Annotated in this window: 14 protein-coding genes; 7 read left to right on the top strand and 7 right to left on the bottom strand. The window is 73.0% G+C overall.

Going from position 1 to position 15,810, the window contains the following annotated elements:
- Nucleotides 1–26: 26 nt before the first annotated feature.
- Nucleotides 27–1,001 carry an RNA polymerase sigma factor SigJ gene (gene sigJ, locus ACEZDE_RS15825; protein WP_380536838.1) on the bottom strand — a complete coding sequence of 325 codons (975 nt, stop codon included), beginning with the start codon at nt 999–1,001 and terminating at the stop codon, nt 27–29.
- Nucleotides 1,002–1,169: 168 nt separating this feature from the next.
- Here sigJ and ACEZDE_RS15820 point away from each other — a divergent pair, with 168 nt between their 5' ends.
- Both ACEZDE_RS15820 and ACEZDE_RS15815 read left to right on the top strand, forming a co-directional pair.
- Nucleotides 1,170–1,541 (top strand): DoxX family protein, encoded by a 372-nt coding sequence (locus ACEZDE_RS15820; protein ID WP_380536837.1) that lies wholly within the window; start codon nt 1,170–1,172, stop codon nt 1,539–1,541.
- A gap of 44 nt (nt 1,542–1,585) precedes the next feature.
- On the top strand, nt 1,586–2,062 hold the full coding sequence (locus tag ACEZDE_RS15815) for a nuclear transport factor 2 family protein (protein ID WP_380536835.1): 477 nt from the start codon (nt 1,586–1,588) through the stop codon (nt 2,060–2,062).
- Nucleotides 2,063–2,110: 48 nt separating this feature from the next.
- On the opposite strand, the gene ACEZDE_RS15810 is transcribed toward ACEZDE_RS15815, so the two are convergent.
- Entirely contained in the window at nt 2,111–3,220 is a 1,110-nt protein-coding gene (locus tag ACEZDE_RS15810) for a glycerol dehydrogenase (protein WP_380536834.1), read from the bottom strand.
- A gap of 165 nt (nt 3,221–3,385) precedes the next feature.
- Between ACEZDE_RS15810 and ACEZDE_RS15805 the strand changes: the two genes are divergently transcribed.
- The 5 genes from ACEZDE_RS15805 (at nt 3,386) to ACEZDE_RS15785 (ending at nt 9,263) form a co-directional block, all read left to right on the top strand.
- Nucleotides 3,386–4,510 carry an NADH:flavin oxidoreductase gene (locus tag ACEZDE_RS15805; protein ID WP_380536833.1) on the top strand — a complete coding sequence of 375 codons (1,125 nt, stop codon included), beginning with the start codon at nt 3,386–3,388 and terminating at the stop codon, nt 4,508–4,510.
- A 186-nt stretch (nt 4,511–4,696) separates the two neighbouring features.
- A complete protein-coding gene (gene trpS, locus ACEZDE_RS15800) occupies nt 4,697–5,737 on the top strand; it encodes a tryptophan--tRNA ligase (protein ID WP_380536831.1) in 1,041 nt (346 codons plus the stop codon).
- Nucleotides 5,738–5,770: 33 nt separating this feature from the next.
- Nucleotides 5,771–6,295: a PadR family transcriptional regulator gene (locus ACEZDE_RS15795; RefSeq protein ID WP_380536829.1), complete on the top strand. Its 525-nt coding sequence runs from the start codon at nt 5,771–5,773 to the stop codon at nt 6,293–6,295.
- The gene (locus tag ACEZDE_RS15790; protein WP_380536828.1) at nt 6,292–7,008 is read left to right on the top strand and encodes an ABC transporter ATP-binding protein; all 717 of its coding nucleotides are present in this window, start codon (nt 6,292–6,294) and stop codon (nt 7,006–7,008) included. Before ACEZDE_RS15795 ends, ACEZDE_RS15790 begins: the two co-directional genes overlap by 4 nt.
- Complete coding sequence (locus ACEZDE_RS15785; RefSeq protein WP_380536826.1) at nt 7,005–9,263, top strand: FtsX-like permease family protein; 2,259 nt, start codon at nt 7,005–7,007, stop codon at nt 9,261–9,263. Before ACEZDE_RS15790 ends, ACEZDE_RS15785 begins: the two co-directional genes overlap by 4 nt.
- Nucleotides 9,264–9,277: 14 nt before the next feature.
- Here the strand turns inward: ACEZDE_RS15785 and araD are convergent, their stop codons facing one another.
- The 5 genes from araD to ACEZDE_RS15760 all read right to left on the bottom strand — a co-directional run.
- The gene (gene araD / locus ACEZDE_RS15780; protein WP_380536824.1) at nt 9,278–11,023 is read right to left on the bottom strand and encodes an L-arabinonate dehydratase; all 1,746 of its coding nucleotides are present in this window, start codon (nt 11,021–11,023) and stop codon (nt 9,278–9,280) included.
- Nucleotides 11,020–11,988 (bottom strand): dihydrodipicolinate synthase family protein, encoded by a 969-nt coding sequence (locus ACEZDE_RS15775; protein ID WP_380536823.1) that lies wholly within the window; start codon nt 11,986–11,988, stop codon nt 11,020–11,022. The genes araD and ACEZDE_RS15775 overlap by 4 nt, the downstream gene beginning before the upstream one ends.
- A complete protein-coding gene (locus ACEZDE_RS15770) occupies nt 11,985–12,674 on the bottom strand; it encodes a GntR family transcriptional regulator (protein ID WP_380536822.1) in 690 nt (229 codons plus the stop codon). The genes ACEZDE_RS15775 and ACEZDE_RS15770 overlap by 4 nt, the downstream gene beginning before the upstream one ends.
- 158 nt (nt 12,675–12,832) lie before the next feature.
- On the bottom strand, nt 12,833–14,764 hold the full coding sequence (locus ACEZDE_RS15765; RefSeq protein ID WP_380536939.1) for a putative Ig domain-containing protein: 1,932 nt from the start codon (nt 14,762–14,764) through the stop codon (nt 12,833–12,835).
- Between the two features lie 465 nt (nt 14,765–15,229).
- Nucleotides 15,230–15,810: fibronectin type III domain-containing protein (locus ACEZDE_RS15760; protein ID WP_380536821.1), on the bottom strand; the 581-nt coding region annotated here is incomplete at its 5' end.

The following is a 15,810-nucleotide window of genomic DNA, read 5'->3' as shown; positions in this document are numbered from 1 at the left end:
CGCACACCCCTCCTCGTTCACCCGGTTCAGTCGTCGTCGGTCCAGGGGCGGAGCTTCTCCGGGTTGCGTACCGCCCAGATGTTCCTGATCCGGCCGCCCACGACCTCGAACGCCAGCACCGCCACGGTGACGCCGTCCAGCTGGGCCACCAGGCCGGGCTGGCCGTTCACCGTACGCTCCAGCACCACCAGGTCGGGGGCCAGCAGGGCGAGCTCGATGACCGAGCGGGCGACCTGCTCGCCGCCCTCGACCGGCAGCAGCCGGGCGGCGACCAGGCCGCCGCCGTCGCCGGTCGCCGTGGCATCGGGATCGAGCAGGGCGATCAGGGCGTCGAGGTCCTTGGCCGCCCACGCCTCCTTGAACTCCCGGACGGTCTCCGCACGCTGCGCCGCCGGGGTCGCTGGGCCCTGCGAGTCGCGGATCCGGCGCCGGGCCGAGGAGGCCAGCTGGCGGCAGGCCGCCGGGGTGCGGCCGACGATCTCGGCCACCTCGGCGAAGGAGTAGCGGAAGACGTCGTGCAGGACCAGCGCCACCCGCTCGGCCGGGGTCATCGACTCCAGCACGACCAGGAAGGCCATGGTGATCGACTCGTCCAGGGTGACCCGGTCGGCCGGGTCGGCGGTGCTGCCGCCGGACCATCCGTCGAGCCACTCGGTGCCGTCCGGCAGCGGCTCCGGGATCCACTCGCCGACGTAGCTCTCCCGTCGGACCCGCGCCGAGCGCAGCAGGTCCAGGCAGATCCGCCCGGCCACCTTGGTCAGCCAGGCGCCCGGGGAGTCGATGGCCTCCTGCTGCGGCCGGGTCATCGCGTACCAGCGGGCGTACGTCTCCTGGACCACGTCCTCGGCGTCGGACAGCGAGCCGAGCAGCCGGTAGGCGAGGTTCGTCAGCTGGCGCCGCTCGTTCATGATCGCGCTCAGGCCCGGATCGAGCCCGGCCCCTCCCGGCTCGGACCGGGCCCCCGGCTCTGACCGGTCGCCCTGCTCGGACTGGCTGCTCATGGTGTCGCCGGACCCCTTCGTCGCGTCTGCCGTCTGCCGTCACCACTACCGACGGGACACCGCCCCGGAATGTCAGGTCGCGGTACCGCCTGACGATTCGCGGGGCTGCGTCGTCGGACTGCTGGAACGAAGACCGACGACACCACTCAACCCGGGGAGAGACCCTCGATGCATGTGTTCCTGTGGATCGTGCAGGCGGTCCTGGCCGCCCTGTTCGCCATGTCCGGGCTGGCGAAGGCCACCCAGCCGAAGGACAGACTGGTCGGGAAGTATCCGTGGATGCGGGACACCTCCCGGACCACGGTGCTGTTCATCGGTGTGATGGAGCTGCTCGGTGCGATCGGGCTGATCGTACCGGGCGCCACCGGCATCGCCCCGGTGCTGACACCCGCCGCCGCGACCGGACTCGCCGTGCTGATGGCGCTGGCCGCGGTCACCCACATCCGCCGTGGGGAGGCCTCGGGGGTGATGGTCAACGCCGTGCTGCTGGCACTCGCGGTGCTCGTCGCCTGGGGCAGGTTCGGCCCCTACAGCTGGTGAGCCGAGGCCCCTGGATATATCGATTCAACACGAGGAGGGACACCATGACCGACCTTCGGAACGTCAGCGGCGGCATCGCCGACCGGTTCGAGATCGAGGCGCTGCGCGGCGAGTTCACCGACGCCGGGATGACCCGCGACTACGACCGCTTCGCCTCGCTGTTCACCGCGGACGGGGTATGGCGGATCCCCCAGGCCGGGATCGGCTTCACCGGCCGGGCGGAGATCCGGGCCGGGATCGAGCGGCTCCAGGACACCTGGGACTACTTCGTGCAGGCGATCCACCCGGGCGTGATCCGGCTGGCGGACGACGGCACCGCGACCGGGCGGACCTACGTCGCGGAGTTCGGGCGGATGCGGGACGGCAGCTCGCACCGGAACCACTCCGTCTACCACGACGGCTACCGGCGCACCGGGGACGGCTGGCGGTTCACCGAGCGGGTCTACGGCGTCCTGTACGTCGACACCGCCCCGCTGACCGGCTCGGCGCCGGGGTCCGAGGAGTACCTCGGGCCCCGGTGACCGGACGGGCTGCGGTGACCGGGGCGGGCTGCGGTGACCGGGCGGGCCTCAGCCGCCGGTCGGCGCGGACGCCCGGCCCAGCGCGTCGGCCGCCTCGATCGCGTCCGCGACCATCCGCGGGTCGACCGCGAACGGCTCGTTGTGGATGGTCTCGCCCTCGGCGGTGGCGCGGGTCGCGATCGTCTCGACCACGGCCCGGTCGGCCTCGGCCAGGCCGAGGCCGCCGAGGGTGACCGGGAGGCCGACCCGGCGGCAGAACGCCAGCACCTCGGCGATCTCCGCACCGGCCGCGCCCTCCAGCACCAGCTGGGTCAGCACGCCGAAGGCGACCTTCTCGCCGTGCAGGTAGGGGTGCGTCTGCGGGACCGCGGTCAGGCCGTTGTGGACCGCGTGCGCGGCGGCCAGTCCGGAGGACTCGAAGCCGAGCCCGGACAGCAGGGTGTTGGCCTCGATCAGCCGCTCGACGGCCGGGGTGACCAGCTGCCGCCGCACCGCGGCCAGCGCGTCCGGGCCGTCCGCGAGCAGGGTGCGGTGGCACAGCTCCGACAGGGCCGCCGCGGCGGCGGTCGACGCGCCGCCGCGCATGTTCCGCACCCGACCGGCCACGCAGGTCCGCGCCTCGAACCAGGTGGCCAGCGCGTCGCCCATGCCGGCCGAGAACAGCCGGGCCGGGGCCCGGACCACCGCGCTGCTGTCCACCAGGACCAGCGCCGGGTTCCGCCGCACCAGCAGGTAGCTGTCGAACGCGCCCTGCTCGGTGTAGAGGACGGACAGCGCGCTGCACGGGGCGTCGTTGGAGGCCGTGGTCGGGCAGCTGACCATCGGCAGGTCGAGCCCGTGGGCGGCGGCGCGGGCGGCGTCCAGCGCCTTCCCGCCGCCCGCGCCGACGATCACCGCGGCCCGGTGCAGGACGGCGGCCTGCTTGATCCGCCCGGTCTCGGCGACGCTGCACTCGCCGCCGAAGCGGTGCACCGCGTAGTCGGTCCCGGCCTCCTTGAAGGTGGCCGACCAGGCGTCCCCGAGCAGCCGCCCGGCGCTGGGCGCGGCCACCACCAGCACCGGGCCGGTCAGCCCGAGCCGGACCATCTCCGCGCCGAGGACGGCGGTGGCGTCGCGGCCCTGGACGTAGTGGCCGGGCGAGGAGAAGACACTCAACATGACCGGGCTCCGATTCGTCGTCAGGTTCGCCGTCAGGCATCGCGCAAGTCGCGGCAAGTCGCGGTAAGGAGTCTGCCGCACTCCGGCCGCCCCGGCGCGGAATGCGGAGGTCCGGCCGGTGGTTGACAGCCGATGCCGTACCCGACCGTCCCAGGAGCCCTTGACGTGACCCCCGAATCCCCCGCCGTCCGCGCCGCCCAGATCCTCGCCCGGCCCGCCTCCCTGGGCGGTCTGACCGTCCCGAACCGCATCGTGATGGCGCCGATGACCCGGCAGTTCTCCCCCGGCGGGGTCCCCGGCGAGGACGTGGCCGGGTACTACGCCCGCCGCGCCGCCGCCGGCGTCGGACTGATCGTCACCGAGGGCACCTACGTCGGCCACCCGTCGGCCGGGCAGAGCGACTCCATCCCGCGCTTCCACGGCGAGGAGCAGCTGGCCGGCTGGGCGAAGGTGGCCGAGGCGGTGCACGCGGCGGGCGGCCGGATCATGCCCCAGCTGTGGCACATCGGCATGGTCCGCAAGGCCGGTCAGCCGCCGTTCGCGAACGCCCCGGCGGTCGGCCCCTCGGGCATCCGGCTGGACGGCACCGAGGGCGCCGGGCTGGCGATGACCCAGGCCGACCTGGACGACGTGGTGGCCGCCTTCGCCGAGGCCGCCGCCGCGGCCGAGCGGATCGGCTTCGACGGGGTCGAGCTGCACGGCGCGCACGGCTACCTGATCGACCAGTTCCTGTGGTCCGGCACCAACCGCCGCGCCGACGCCTACGGCGGCGACCCGGTGGCCAGGACCCGCTTCGGCGCGGAGATCGTGGCCGCGGTGCGGGCGGCGGTCGGGCCGGACTTCCCGGTGGTCTTCCGCTTCTCGCAGTGGAAGTCCGACAACTACGACGCCCGGCTCGCCACCACCCCGGCCGAGCTGGACGCGCTGCTCGCCCCGCTGGTCGCGGCCGGGGTGGACGCCTTCCACGCCTCCACCCGGCGCTACTGGCTGCCGGAGTTCGACGGCTCCGACCTGAACCTGGCCGGCTGGACCAGGAAGCTCACCGGCAAGCCGGTGATCACCGTCGGCTCGGTCGGTCTGGACGGCGACTTCATCCGCGGCTTCCAGGGCGAGCACGCCCCGGTCAAGGGCATCGACGACCTGCTGGACCGGCTGGAGCGGGACGAGTTCGACCTGGTCGCGGTCGGCCGCGCGCTGCTGCAGGACCCGCAGTGGGCCGCGAAGGTCCTCGACGGCCGCTTCGGCGAGCTGTCCGCGTACGACCCGGCTGCGCTGCGCAGCCTCAGCTGACACGGCGGCGACCGCGTTATGCTGGCCGTATGCATCGATCGTCGTGTCTGAGCTGGTGGCGCTCCTCCTGAGGAGCGGCCGCCTTTCTCTCGCATGACCAGGGCCGTTCGGACGAACGGCCCTTCGTGCTGCCTGGCCTGGGGTCTGTCCGAACGGGACGTCACCAACGACCCGCCAGGAGCAGCCATGATCGACACCTTTGACGCCACTGCCACGCTGGAAGCACGAATCCGGCAGGACCCCGCGCAATTCCGCGTCCTCACCGGGGACCGGCCGACCGGCCGCCTGCATCTGGGCCACTACTTCGGAACCCTGCACAACCGGGTCAGACTCCAGGACCTCGGCGTCGAGATGAACGTGCTCATCGCCGACTACCAGGTGCTGACCGACCGGGACGTCGCCGACAACCTCGGCGAGCACGTCGAGAACCTGGTGCTGGACTATCTGGCCGTCGGCATCGACCCGGCCCGGAGCACCGTCTTCGCCCACAGCGCGATCCCCGCGCTCAACCAGCTGCTGCTGCCGTTCCTCAGCCTGGTCTCGGTCGCCGAGCTGGGCCGCAATCCCACGGTCAAGGACGAGATCGCGCACTCCCGGCAGGCCGCGGTCAGCGGGCTGATGTTCACCTACCCCGCCCACCAGGCCGCCGACATCCTGTTCTGCAAGGCCAATCTGGTCCCGGTCGGCCAGGACCAGCTGCCCCACCTCGAACTCACCCGCACCATCGCCCGCCGCTTCAACGACCGCTACGGCAACGGGACTCCGGTCTTCCCCGAGCCCGAGGCCCTGCTGTCCGCCGCTCCGCTGCTGCTGGGCACTGACGGCACCAAGATGAGCAAGAGCCGTGGCAACGCCATCGCCCTGTCCGCCACCGCCGACGAGACCGCCCGGCTGATCCGCGGCGCCACCACCGACAGCGAGCGCCGGATCGCGTACGACCCGGTCCGCCGACCCGAGGTGTCCAGCCTGGTCCTGCTCGCGGCGCTCTGCCTGGACGCCGATCCGCAGCAGGTCGCCGACGGCATCGGTGACCAGGGGGCGGCGGCCCTGAAGCGCACCGTGACCGAGGCGGTGAACGAGCGGTTCGCCCCGATCCGCGCCCGCCGCGCCCAGCTGGCCGAGGACCGGGGCGAGCTGCGCCGGATCCTGGCCGAGGGCAACGAGCGCGCCAACGCCCTCGCGGACATCACGCTGAGCCAGGTCAGGGCCGCGATGAAGCACTGTTGACCCGGCGTATACTCTCAGTGTAGACATGCAGGTATGACAGTTCCCCTCGCACTGCTGGGGCTCCTCGAACGGGAGCCGAGCCACGGGTACGACCTCAAGCACAACTACGACACCTACTTCGGCCGCGGCAAGCCGCTGCCGTTCGGCCAGGTCTACGCGACCCTCGGTCGGCTCGCCCGCGACGGCAAGGTCGTGGTCGGCGAGGCCGAGCCGGGGGCCGGACCGGACCGCAAGCGCTATGTGATCACCGAGCTGGGCGTCACCGAGGTCGAGAGCTGGCTGGCCGAGCCGGTCGAGGCCGAACCGCACCTGCAGACCGTGCTCTTCACCAAGGTCGTGCTGGCGCTGATGCTGAACCGCGACGCGGAGGCCTACCTCGACGCCCAGCGCGCGGCGCACCTGCAGCGGATGCGGGAACTGACCGAGATCAAGCGCACCGGCCCGCTGGTCGACCGGCTCCTCGCCGACCACGGCCTGTTCCACCTGGAGGCCGACCTCCGCTGGATCGACCTGACCTGCGCCCGGCTCGGCGCGCTCGCCGAGGAGGTGCGGACATGACCCCGCCCAGCGGCTCCCGCCGGTCCGACGGGTTCCTGGTCGAGGCCCGCGACGCGGTGCTGTCCTTCGGCCAGACCCCGGCCCTGCGCGGGGCGGACCTGTCGGTGGCCGAGGGCGAGATCGTCGCCATCATGGGCCCGAGCGGATCGGGCAAGTCCACCCTGCTGCACTGCCTGGCCGGGATCCTCACCCCCGACTCCGGGGAGATCCTGTTCGCCGGGCGGCGGGTCGACACCCTGCGCGAGACCGAGCGCAGCGCGCTGCGCCGGGACAGTTTCGGCTTCGTGTTCCAGTTCGGCCAGCTCGTCCCCGAACTGACCGCCGAGGAGAACGTCGCCCTGCCGCTGCTGCTGGGCCGGGCCCGGCGGGCGAGCGCGCTGGCGGAGGCACGCGCCTGGTTCCCCCGGCTCGGCCTGGAGGGGATGGAGCGACGGCGGTCCGGGGAGCTGTCCGGCGGGCAGTCCCAGCGGGTCGCCATCGCACGGGCCATGGTCGCCCGGCCGCAGGTGCTGTTCGCCGACGAGCCGACCGGCTCGCTGGACTCGCTCACCGGCGAGAACGTGATGGACCTGCTGGTGGCCGCGGCCCGGGAGCACGGCACCACCGTGGTCATCGTCACCCATGAGCCGCGGGTGGCCGCCTACGCCGACCGCGAGGTCGTGGTCCGCGACGGCAAGGCCACCTCGCTCTCCGCCGAGCGGCGGGCGTCATGATCCGGCTGGGCCTGCGGCTCACCGTGGGCGGCGGCCGGGAGGCGCTGGTCCGGCTGATCATCATCGCGGCGGCCGTCGCGCTGGGGGTCGGCCTGCTGCTGAGCGCCCTGGCCGCGATGAACGCCACCAACACCCAGAACGACCGCAACGCCTGGCTCAACACCGGGCGGGACCTGACCGCGTCCAGGTCCGCGACCTCGACCGCCGACCCGGTGTGGTGGAAGCTCGCCGCCGACAGCTTCCAGGGGAAGGTCATCGGCCGGGTCGACGTCGCCGCCACCGGGCCGCACGCACCGGTCCCGCCGGGCATCCCACAGCTGCCGGGGCCCGGCCAGTTCTACGCCTCCCCCGCGCTCACCGAGCTGCTCCACTCGGTCCCGGCCGACGAGCTCGCCGACCGCTACCCGGGCAGGCAGATCGGCACCATCGGGAACGCCGCGCTGCCCGGCCCCGACTCGCTGATCGTGATCGTCGGACACACCCCGGCCCAGCTCTCCGGCGATCCCGCGGCCGATGAGGTCAATGCGATCACGACGGTCTCCCCGGCCCAGTGCGACGGCCCCAACTGCTCGGTCGGGATCAGGAATTCCGGCATGGTGCTGATCCTCTCGGTGGTGTCGGTCGCGCTGATCTTCCCGGTGGTCATCCTGATCGGGACGGCGACCCGGCTGGCCGCCACCCGCCGGGAGCAGCGGTTCGCCGCGATGCGGCTGGTCGGCGCCACGCCGCGGCAGGTGTCCGTGGTGTCGGCGGCCGAGTCGACGGTCGCCGCGGTGATCGGCGCCGCCGCGGGCTTCGCGGTCTTCTTCGGGTTCCGCCCGGTGCTGGCGCGGGCGAACCTCACCCAGACCAGCTTCTTCACCGGCGACCTGTCGCTGACGCTCACCGACGTGCTGCTGGTCGCCGTCGCCGTCCCGATCGCGGCGGCGGTGTCGGCCCGGATCGCGCTGCGCCGGGTCCAGATCTCCCCGCTCGGCGTGACCCGGCGGACCACGCCGAGCCCGCCCCGGGTCTGGCGGGTGGTCCCGCTGGTGCTGGGCCTGCTCGAACTCGGCTACTTCATCGGCCGGCGCCCCGCGACCGTCTCCGGGCAGCAGCTGGCGTTCCTGCCCGGGGCCTTCCTGGTGGTCGGCGGGATCGTGCTGGCCGGGCCGTGGCTGACCATGTTCGGGGCCCGGCTGATGGCCCGTCGGACCGGGCGTCCGGCCGTGCTGATCGCCGGACGGCGGCTCTCCGACGACCCGAGGGGTGGTTTCCGCGCGGTCAGCGGCCTGGTCCTGGCGCTGTGCGTGATGAGCGCGACGGTCGGGGTGATCACCGCACTGGTCGCCGAACGCGGACTGCCGCCGGCCGGCGCAGCCGCGGGCAACGCCGTGATCGGCGACTACGTCCGGTTCGCGCCGATGGACCGGGTGACCTTCCCGGTCGGGCCGCCCTCGGATGCCCTGCTGACCGGGCTGCGCGCGATCCCCGGGGTCCAGGGGGTGACCGTGATCCATCCGGATCCTGACTACGTCCAGCCCTCCGGTGCCGGTCCCGGCATGGGAGGCGGCCTGGCCTCCTGCGCCCAGCTCGCCACCATGCCGGTGTTCGGCGCCTGCCCGCCCGGGGCGACCACCGCGAAGGTCAACCGGACCTTCTCCGACTTCGGCCTGAAGCAGGACAACTGGCCCGCGACCTGGCCCGCCGCCGACGCCACCGCCGCGGCGATCGCGACCACGCCGGTCGCGCAGATCGTGGTGGCCACGGACGGGTCGGCACCGGCCGTCGAGCGGGCCCGCACCCTGCTCGCCACCACCTATCCCGGCCAGGACCCTCCGCTCACCGTCGACGAGAACCGCTCCTGGAACCAGCAGACGCTCAACGGGTACGTGCAGCTGGCCAATGTGGTGATGATGGTCAGCTTCCCGATCGCCGGCTGCAGCCTCGCCGTGGCCGTGGCCGGGAGCCTGAGCGACCGCAAGCGCCCGTTCAGCCTGCTCCGGCTGACCGGGGTGCAGCTGGGGGTGCTGCGGCGGGTGGTGCTGCTGGAGAGCGCGGCGCCGCTGCTGATCGTGTCGGTGGTGGCGATCGGCACCGGGATGCTGGCCGCGCAGCTGTTCCTCAAGGCGCAGTTGGGCTACTCCCTGCACGCGCCGGGCGGCTCGTACTACGTCATGGTGGGCTGCGGGCTGGTCGCCGCGCTCGCGGTGATCTGGTCCACCCTGCCGCTGCTCCGGCGGATCACCGGTCCTGAGGTCGCGCGCAACGACTGAGGCTTGACGGAGCGTCAGCTTGGGTCGGGCATCGGGTCGGTGCCGGGACCGGCCAGGAAGTCGAAGTCGCAGCCCTGGTCGGCCTGGCTGACGTGCTCGGCGTAGAGGGCGCCGTAGCCGCGTCGGAACCGCGGCTCCGGCGGCTGCCAGGCCGCCCGGCGGCGAGCCAGCTCCTCGTCGGACACGTCGAGCCGCAGCAGGCGGCGCGGGACGTCCAGGGTGATCGGGTCGCCGCTGCGGACCAGCGCCAGCGGGCCGCCGACCTGCGACTCGGGGGCGATGTGCAGCACGCAGGTGCCGTAGCTGGTGCCGGACATCCGCGCGTCGGAGATCCGGACCAGGTCCTGGACCCCGCGCTCCAGCAGGTAGGCGGGGATCGGCAGCATCCCGTACTCCGGCATGCCGGGGCCGCCCAGCGGTCCGGCCCCGCGCAGCACCAGCACCGAGTCCTCGGTGATGCCGAGCGACGGGTCGTCGATGTCGCGCCGCAGCTCCTGGTAGGAGTCGAAGACCACGGCCGGCCCGGTGTGGGTGAGCAGGGCGGGGCTGGCCGCGAGGTGTTTGACCACCGCGCCGCCGGGCGCGAGGTTGCCGCGCAGCACCGCCACCCCGCCCTCGCCGGCGACCGGGTCCCGCGCGGTCCTGATCACCTTCGGGTCGTGGGTCTCGGCCTCGGCGTAGTAGCTGCCGAAGGGCTTGCCGGTGGCGGTGGGCCGGTCCGGGTGCAGCGCGCCGGGGACCTCGGCGAGCTGCCGCAGCAGCGCGGGCAGGCCGCCCGCGTAGTGGAAGTCCTCCATCAGCGCCGACCCGACCGGGCGGACGTCCGCCAGCACCGGGACCCGGCGGCCGATCGCGTCGAAGTCGTCCAGCGACAGCGGCACGCCGAGCCGTCCGGCCATCGCGACCAGGTGGATCAGCGCGTTGGTGGAGCCGCCCAGGGCGAGCACGGTCGCGGCGGCGTCCTCGAAGGCCTCCCTGGTCATGATCTGATCGGGCGTCAGCTGCTCGCACACCATCTCCACCACGCGGGCGCCCGCGGCGGCGGCCATCCGCTGGTGGCCCGAGTCCACCGCGGGGATCGACGAGGCGCCCGGCAGCGCCATGCCCAGCGCCTCGGCGGCGGCGGTCATGGTGGAGGCGGTGCCCATGGTCATGCAGTGGCCGGGCGAACGGGCCAGGCTGCCTTCCAGCTGCGCCATCTCGCACTCGCCGATCCGCCCGGCCCGGTACTCGTCCCAGTAGCCCCACAGGTCGGTGCCGCTGCCCAGGGTCCGGCCCCGGTGGTGGCCGCGCAGCATCGGCCCGGACGGCACGACCAGGGCCGGCAGGCCTGCGCTGGCCGCGCCCATCAGCAGCGCGGGCACGGTCTTGTCGCAGCCGCCCATCAGCACCGCGCCGTCCACCGGGTAGGAGCGGAGCAGTTCCTCGGTCTCCATGGCGAGCAGGTTGCGGTAGAGCATTGGGGTGGGCTTCTGGAAGGTCTCGGAGAGGGTGGAGACCGGGAACTCCAGCGGAAAGCCGCCCGCCTGCCAGACCCCGCGCTTGACCTGATCGGCCCGCTCGCGCAGGTGCATGTGGCAGGGGTTGATGTCGGACCAGGGGTTGAGCACGGCGATGACCGGCTTGCCGAGGTGCTCCTCGGGCAGGTAGCCGAGCTGGCGCATCCGGGAGCGGTGGCTGAAGGCGCGGAGGCCGCCGCCGGTGGGGTCCGCACTGTCGCCGAACCAGGCAGTGGAGCGGAGCGGGGGCGATCCGGTCACAGCCAGCCCTCCGTACGCCAGCCGGCGGCCAGCTCGGCGATCCGCGCTCTGATCCCGTCCGGCAGGGTCCGTGACGGTGGGCGCACCGGTCTTCCGGACAGGCCGAGTTGGGCCAGCGCCTCCTTGACCACGCTGACGTTGTCGGCGGCGTCGTCCGCCGCCCGCAGCTCCTCGAAGACCCGGGCCGACTCCCACACCCGCATCGCCGCGGCGAAGTCACCCTCCCGCAGCGCCCGCAGCAGCCCGAGCGACAGCCGAGGCACGACGTTGACCAGGCCGGAGGTGAAGCCGGTTGCGCCGAACGCCCAGTAGCCGGGGGCGGACAGCTCGGCCAGCCCGGCGATCCAGGCGAAGCGGTGCAGCCCGGCGTCCCGGGCCACCGAGGCGAAGCGGACCGGGTCCGGCACGGCGTACTTCACCCCGATCACATTGGGGCTGCGGTCGGCCAGCTCGGCGATCCGCCGACCCTCGATCCGGGCATCCCTGAGATAGAGGACCACGCCCAACTCCGGTACGGCGTCCGCGATGGCGCGGTGGTAGTCGATCCAGCCCGCGGCCGAGCGGTAGGGGTGCACCGGCTGATGCACCATCAGCGACCGTGCCCCGGCGCGTTCGGCGGCGAGCGCCGCGGCGACCGCGCTCGCGGTGTCCAGGCCGACCCCGGCCATCACCTCCGCCCTGCCGTCCACCGCGGCGACCGCCGACTCGACCGCCCGGCGGGCCTCGGCCGGGGTGAGGGCGTAGAACTCGCCGGTGTTGCCGTTGGGGGTGACCACCTCGACGCCGTGCTCGACCAGGCGGCGGATCAGCTCCGCGTGGTTGTCCCAGTCCACGCCGCCGTCCGGCAGGAACGGCGTCACCGGGATCGCCACCAGAGTCGCCAGCCGGTCGCGCAGCGCCGCCAGGGCGGCGGTCTCCGCGGCGGTCCCCGGAGCAGCGGCGTCGGCTCGGGTCTGCGGCGTCATCGGACGCCGTCCTCGGGGAAGTTGCGGGCGGCGAAGGCCCCGATATGAGCCCGCATCAGATCCCGTACCTGATCCGGCTCCTGGGAGCGGACGGCGGCCAGGATGGCCCGGTGCTCGTGCGCCTCCTGTTCCCAGGAGGGCTGTCTGGCCCAAGCCGCGCTGGACAGCAGCGCGGTCTGGTCCCGCAGTTCGTCCAGCGTCGCCACCAGCAGCGGGTTGCCGCAGCCCGCGTAGAGGGCCCGGTGGAAGTCGCGGTTGGCGAGCGAGCGCTCGGCGGCGTCCCCGGCGCGGTCCGCGCGGTCCAGCGCCCGGCGCGCCTCCTTCCAACCGCCCACGCCCGCACCGGCGTTCACGCCGACGGCGCTGCGCGCGGCGGCGACCGGCTCCAGCAGCAGCCGCAGGTCGTAGACGCAGCGGGCGTGGGCCTGGTCGACGTCCCGCACCACGGCGCCCTTGTAGGGGCTCATGACCACCAGCCCGGAGCCGGCCAGCGTCTTCAGCGCCTCCCTGACCGGGGTCTTGGACACCCCGAGCCGCTCGGCGAGATCGGTCTCCACCAGGGCCTGACCTGGCGTCAACTCCCCGGACAGGATCGCGTACTTGATGGCGTCGAGGACGGCCTCGGAACGCGAGGGCAGCGCCCCCGGGCGACGGGGCGGCGAGGTCTGGCCGGGTATCGCGGGCATGCCCCGGATCATATCTCATATATGACCGGGCGACAGGCCCCGGACGCGGACCCCGGGCGGCCTGGCCCCGGACGCGGACCGGCCCTGCCGCGCGTGGACGGCAGGGCCGGAGTGTTACCGCCCCCGGATCGGCGACGACCCGGGGTGACCGGTCGGGATCAGTCGACGTTCAGCGACGTGTCGTCGATGACGAAGCTGGTCTGCAGGCTGATGTCCTCGCTGCCGGTGAACTTGAGGGTCACCGTCTGCCCGGCGTAGCCGGACAGGTCGAAGGAGTGCACCGCGTACCCGGTGTTCTTGTTGAGGTTGGAGTAGGTGGCCAGGGTGGTGCTGCCGACCTGGACCTTGAGGGTGTCGTAGGCCGTGGTCCTGGTGGTCTCCGAGGTGTCGATGTGCAGGTAGAAGCTGAACGTGGCGCTGGTGCAGCTCGCCGGGACGGTGACGGTCTGGGACAGGGTGTCGGTGTGGGTGGTGCCGTAGCCGTCCAGCCAGGCCTTCCAGCTGCCGGAGTGGGCGGGCTCGGCGCTGCTGCTGTCGATGACGCCGGTGCTGGCGGTCCAGGGGCTCGCCTTGCCGGTCTCGAAGCCGGGGTTGCCGAGCAGTTGGGCCGCGGTGCAGCCGCCGCTCGCCGCGCTGACGGTCCAGCTGAAGCTGGTGCTACCGGAGGCGCCGGTGCCGTCCGTCGCGGTCACGGTGACACTGGAGCTGCCGGACGCCGTCGGCGTACCGGAGATCAGACCGGTCGAGGAACTGATCGAGAGCCCCGCCGGAAGACCCGTCGCGCTGTAGCTCAGGGTCTGACCCGACGCCGAGTCCGACGCGTGGATCTGCAACGACGCCGCCGTACCCACCGTCCCGGTCTGACTGCCCGGGTTGGTCACCGTCACCGTGTTGCCGGTGGAGCTGCCGCTGGAGAACGCGGCGGTGCCGTTCGGGGTGCCCAGGCCGGTCGGGCCGTCGTAGCCGACCTCCGCGGTGCAGAGGTAGGCCGGGGAGCAGGTCGCGGTCTTGCCCGTGGTCACGTCGTAGAGCGAGGAGGTGTGGGCGTACGGGTAGGAGGCCGCGGTGGTGCCGGACGCCGGGTTCCCGGCCAGAGCGAAGACCGAGGCGATGATCGGCGAGGCCACCGAGGTGCCGCCGTAGACGTTCCAGCCGCCCTCGCTGTTGTAGGTGTCGTAGACGGCCACGCCGGTAGCCGGGTCGGCGACGGCCGACACGTCGGCGACGGTGCGCTTGGCGCAGCCGGTGTCGGTCTGCCAGCTCGGCTTGGCGTCGTCCTTGGAGCAGCCCGAGCCCGCGCCCTCGCTGGAGGAGGTCGACCAGACCGACTCGCTCCAGCCGCGCGCGTTGGACGCGGTGGACAGCGCGGTGCCGCCGACCGAGGTGACGTACTGCGAGGCCGCCGGGTACTCGACCCCGTAGCCGCTGTCACCCGAGGAGGCGGTGACCGCTACGCCCGGGTGGTTGTAGTACTCGGAGTCGTAGGTCGGGTCGTTGGTCGCCTCGGAGCCGCCGTAGCTGTTGGAGACGAACTTGGCGCCCGCGTTGACCGCCGCGTTCACCGCCTTGCCGAGGTCGTCGCTGGTCGGCGAGGTCGCCTCGACCAGCAGGATGTGGCAGTTGGGGCAGATCGCCGAGACCATGTCGATGTCCAGCGCCTCTTCGCCGGTCCAGTCGTCGCTGGCCGGGGCGGGCGAGGGCAGCGGGCTGGCCTGGCCGTTCTCGTTGATCTTGCTGAAGCAGCCGGTGCCGCAGGCGGCCAGGCCGAACTGGCTGCGGTAGGTGTTCAGGTCGCTCTGCGCGCTGGGGTAGTCGTAGGCGTCGACGACAGCGACGGTCTCCCCCGCGCCGTTGGCCGCGGCGGCCGAGGCGAGGTTGTAGGCGGACTGCAGCTGGGTGGGTCCGTAGCCGGACACCGTGGCCAGCGGCACCGCGTTGGGGTGCGCGAGCTGGGGCTTGACGTCGGTGCGGACCAGCGCCTGGCAGCTGGCGTAGCCGACCGGCTCCGCCGCGCAGGTGTGGCGGTAGTCGACGCCGCTGCCGGCGGTGCTCGCGGCGGACGCGGGACCGGCTGCCGCCAGCCCGAACATCGCCAGCGTCGCGACGGTGGCCGAGGCGGCCACCGCCTTGCGGAACCCGCGGACGAGGCGGGTGAATCGTGGGGACCGCTGGGATCGCGGAGATCGTGGAGTCTGCAACGTACAGCCCTCTCCTGGGACGAGGGGAGGCACGGGGCGCCACGGTCCGACGGACCGCGGGGAACGCGCAACGTGCCGTCCGGATACGGGGGATGCAGCGCACGTACGGGAAGGCCCGGCACCGGGAGCAGCGCCCGGGTGACCTCTGCCGAACCTCGGGGTGAACTGGCGGAACAGCTGGGCCGTCTGACACCCCGTCGGGTGGTGACTGGCGACGCAAACATAGCCATCCGACAGCAAGAGCGCTAGTGGACATGTCAAGATTTATTACCCGCACAGGTCAGCAGTAGCACCACAGCCGCCGTCCCGGCGCTTGGCACGCCCGGACGACGGCTGTCCCGGTCCCCCCTCAGCCGCTCAGGCGGGGCAGTGGGCGTCGGCGATGACGTAGTAGCCGGCCGAGGTCTCCTCCAAGGTGTGGCTGTAGAAGACGTTGTCCAGGCCCATGCTCTGGTTGGAGCCGTTGGCGTAGGCGATGCCGCCGCTCTGGTGGGCGCGGCCCGCGGCGACCTGGCTGTAGTTGTTGTCGGTGAAGCACTGCGGGGTGAAGCCGGCGGCGGTGGTGACGCTGACGGCGCTGGACGGGGCGCTCTCCCCGGCCGAGTTCACCGCCGTGACGGTGTAGCTGTAACCCGTCGACGCGGTCAACCCGCTGTCCGTGTACGACGTCCCACTCGCACTGCCCACCTTCACCCCACCCCGGTACACGTTGTACGAGGTCGCACCCGACACCGCCGACCAGGACAGCGCCACCGAGGTACTGGTGACCGTCCCGGCGGCGAGCCCGCCGGGCGCGGCGGGAACGCCGGACCCCGAGCCGGCGGCGGTGGTGACGCTGACGGCGCTGGACGGGGCGCTCTCCCCGGCCGAGTTCACCGCCGTGACGGTGTAGCTGTAACCCGTCGACGCGGTCAACCCGCTGTCCGTGTACGACGTCC

Source organism: Streptacidiphilus cavernicola (assembly GCF_042510955.1).
In the GTDB taxonomy this organism is placed as follows: domain Bacteria; phylum Actinomycetota; class Actinomycetes; order Streptomycetales; family Streptomycetaceae; genus Streptacidiphilus; species Streptacidiphilus cavernicola.
Note: the sequence above shows the minus strand (reverse complement) of the source record. Positions and strands in the feature narration are given on the sequence as shown.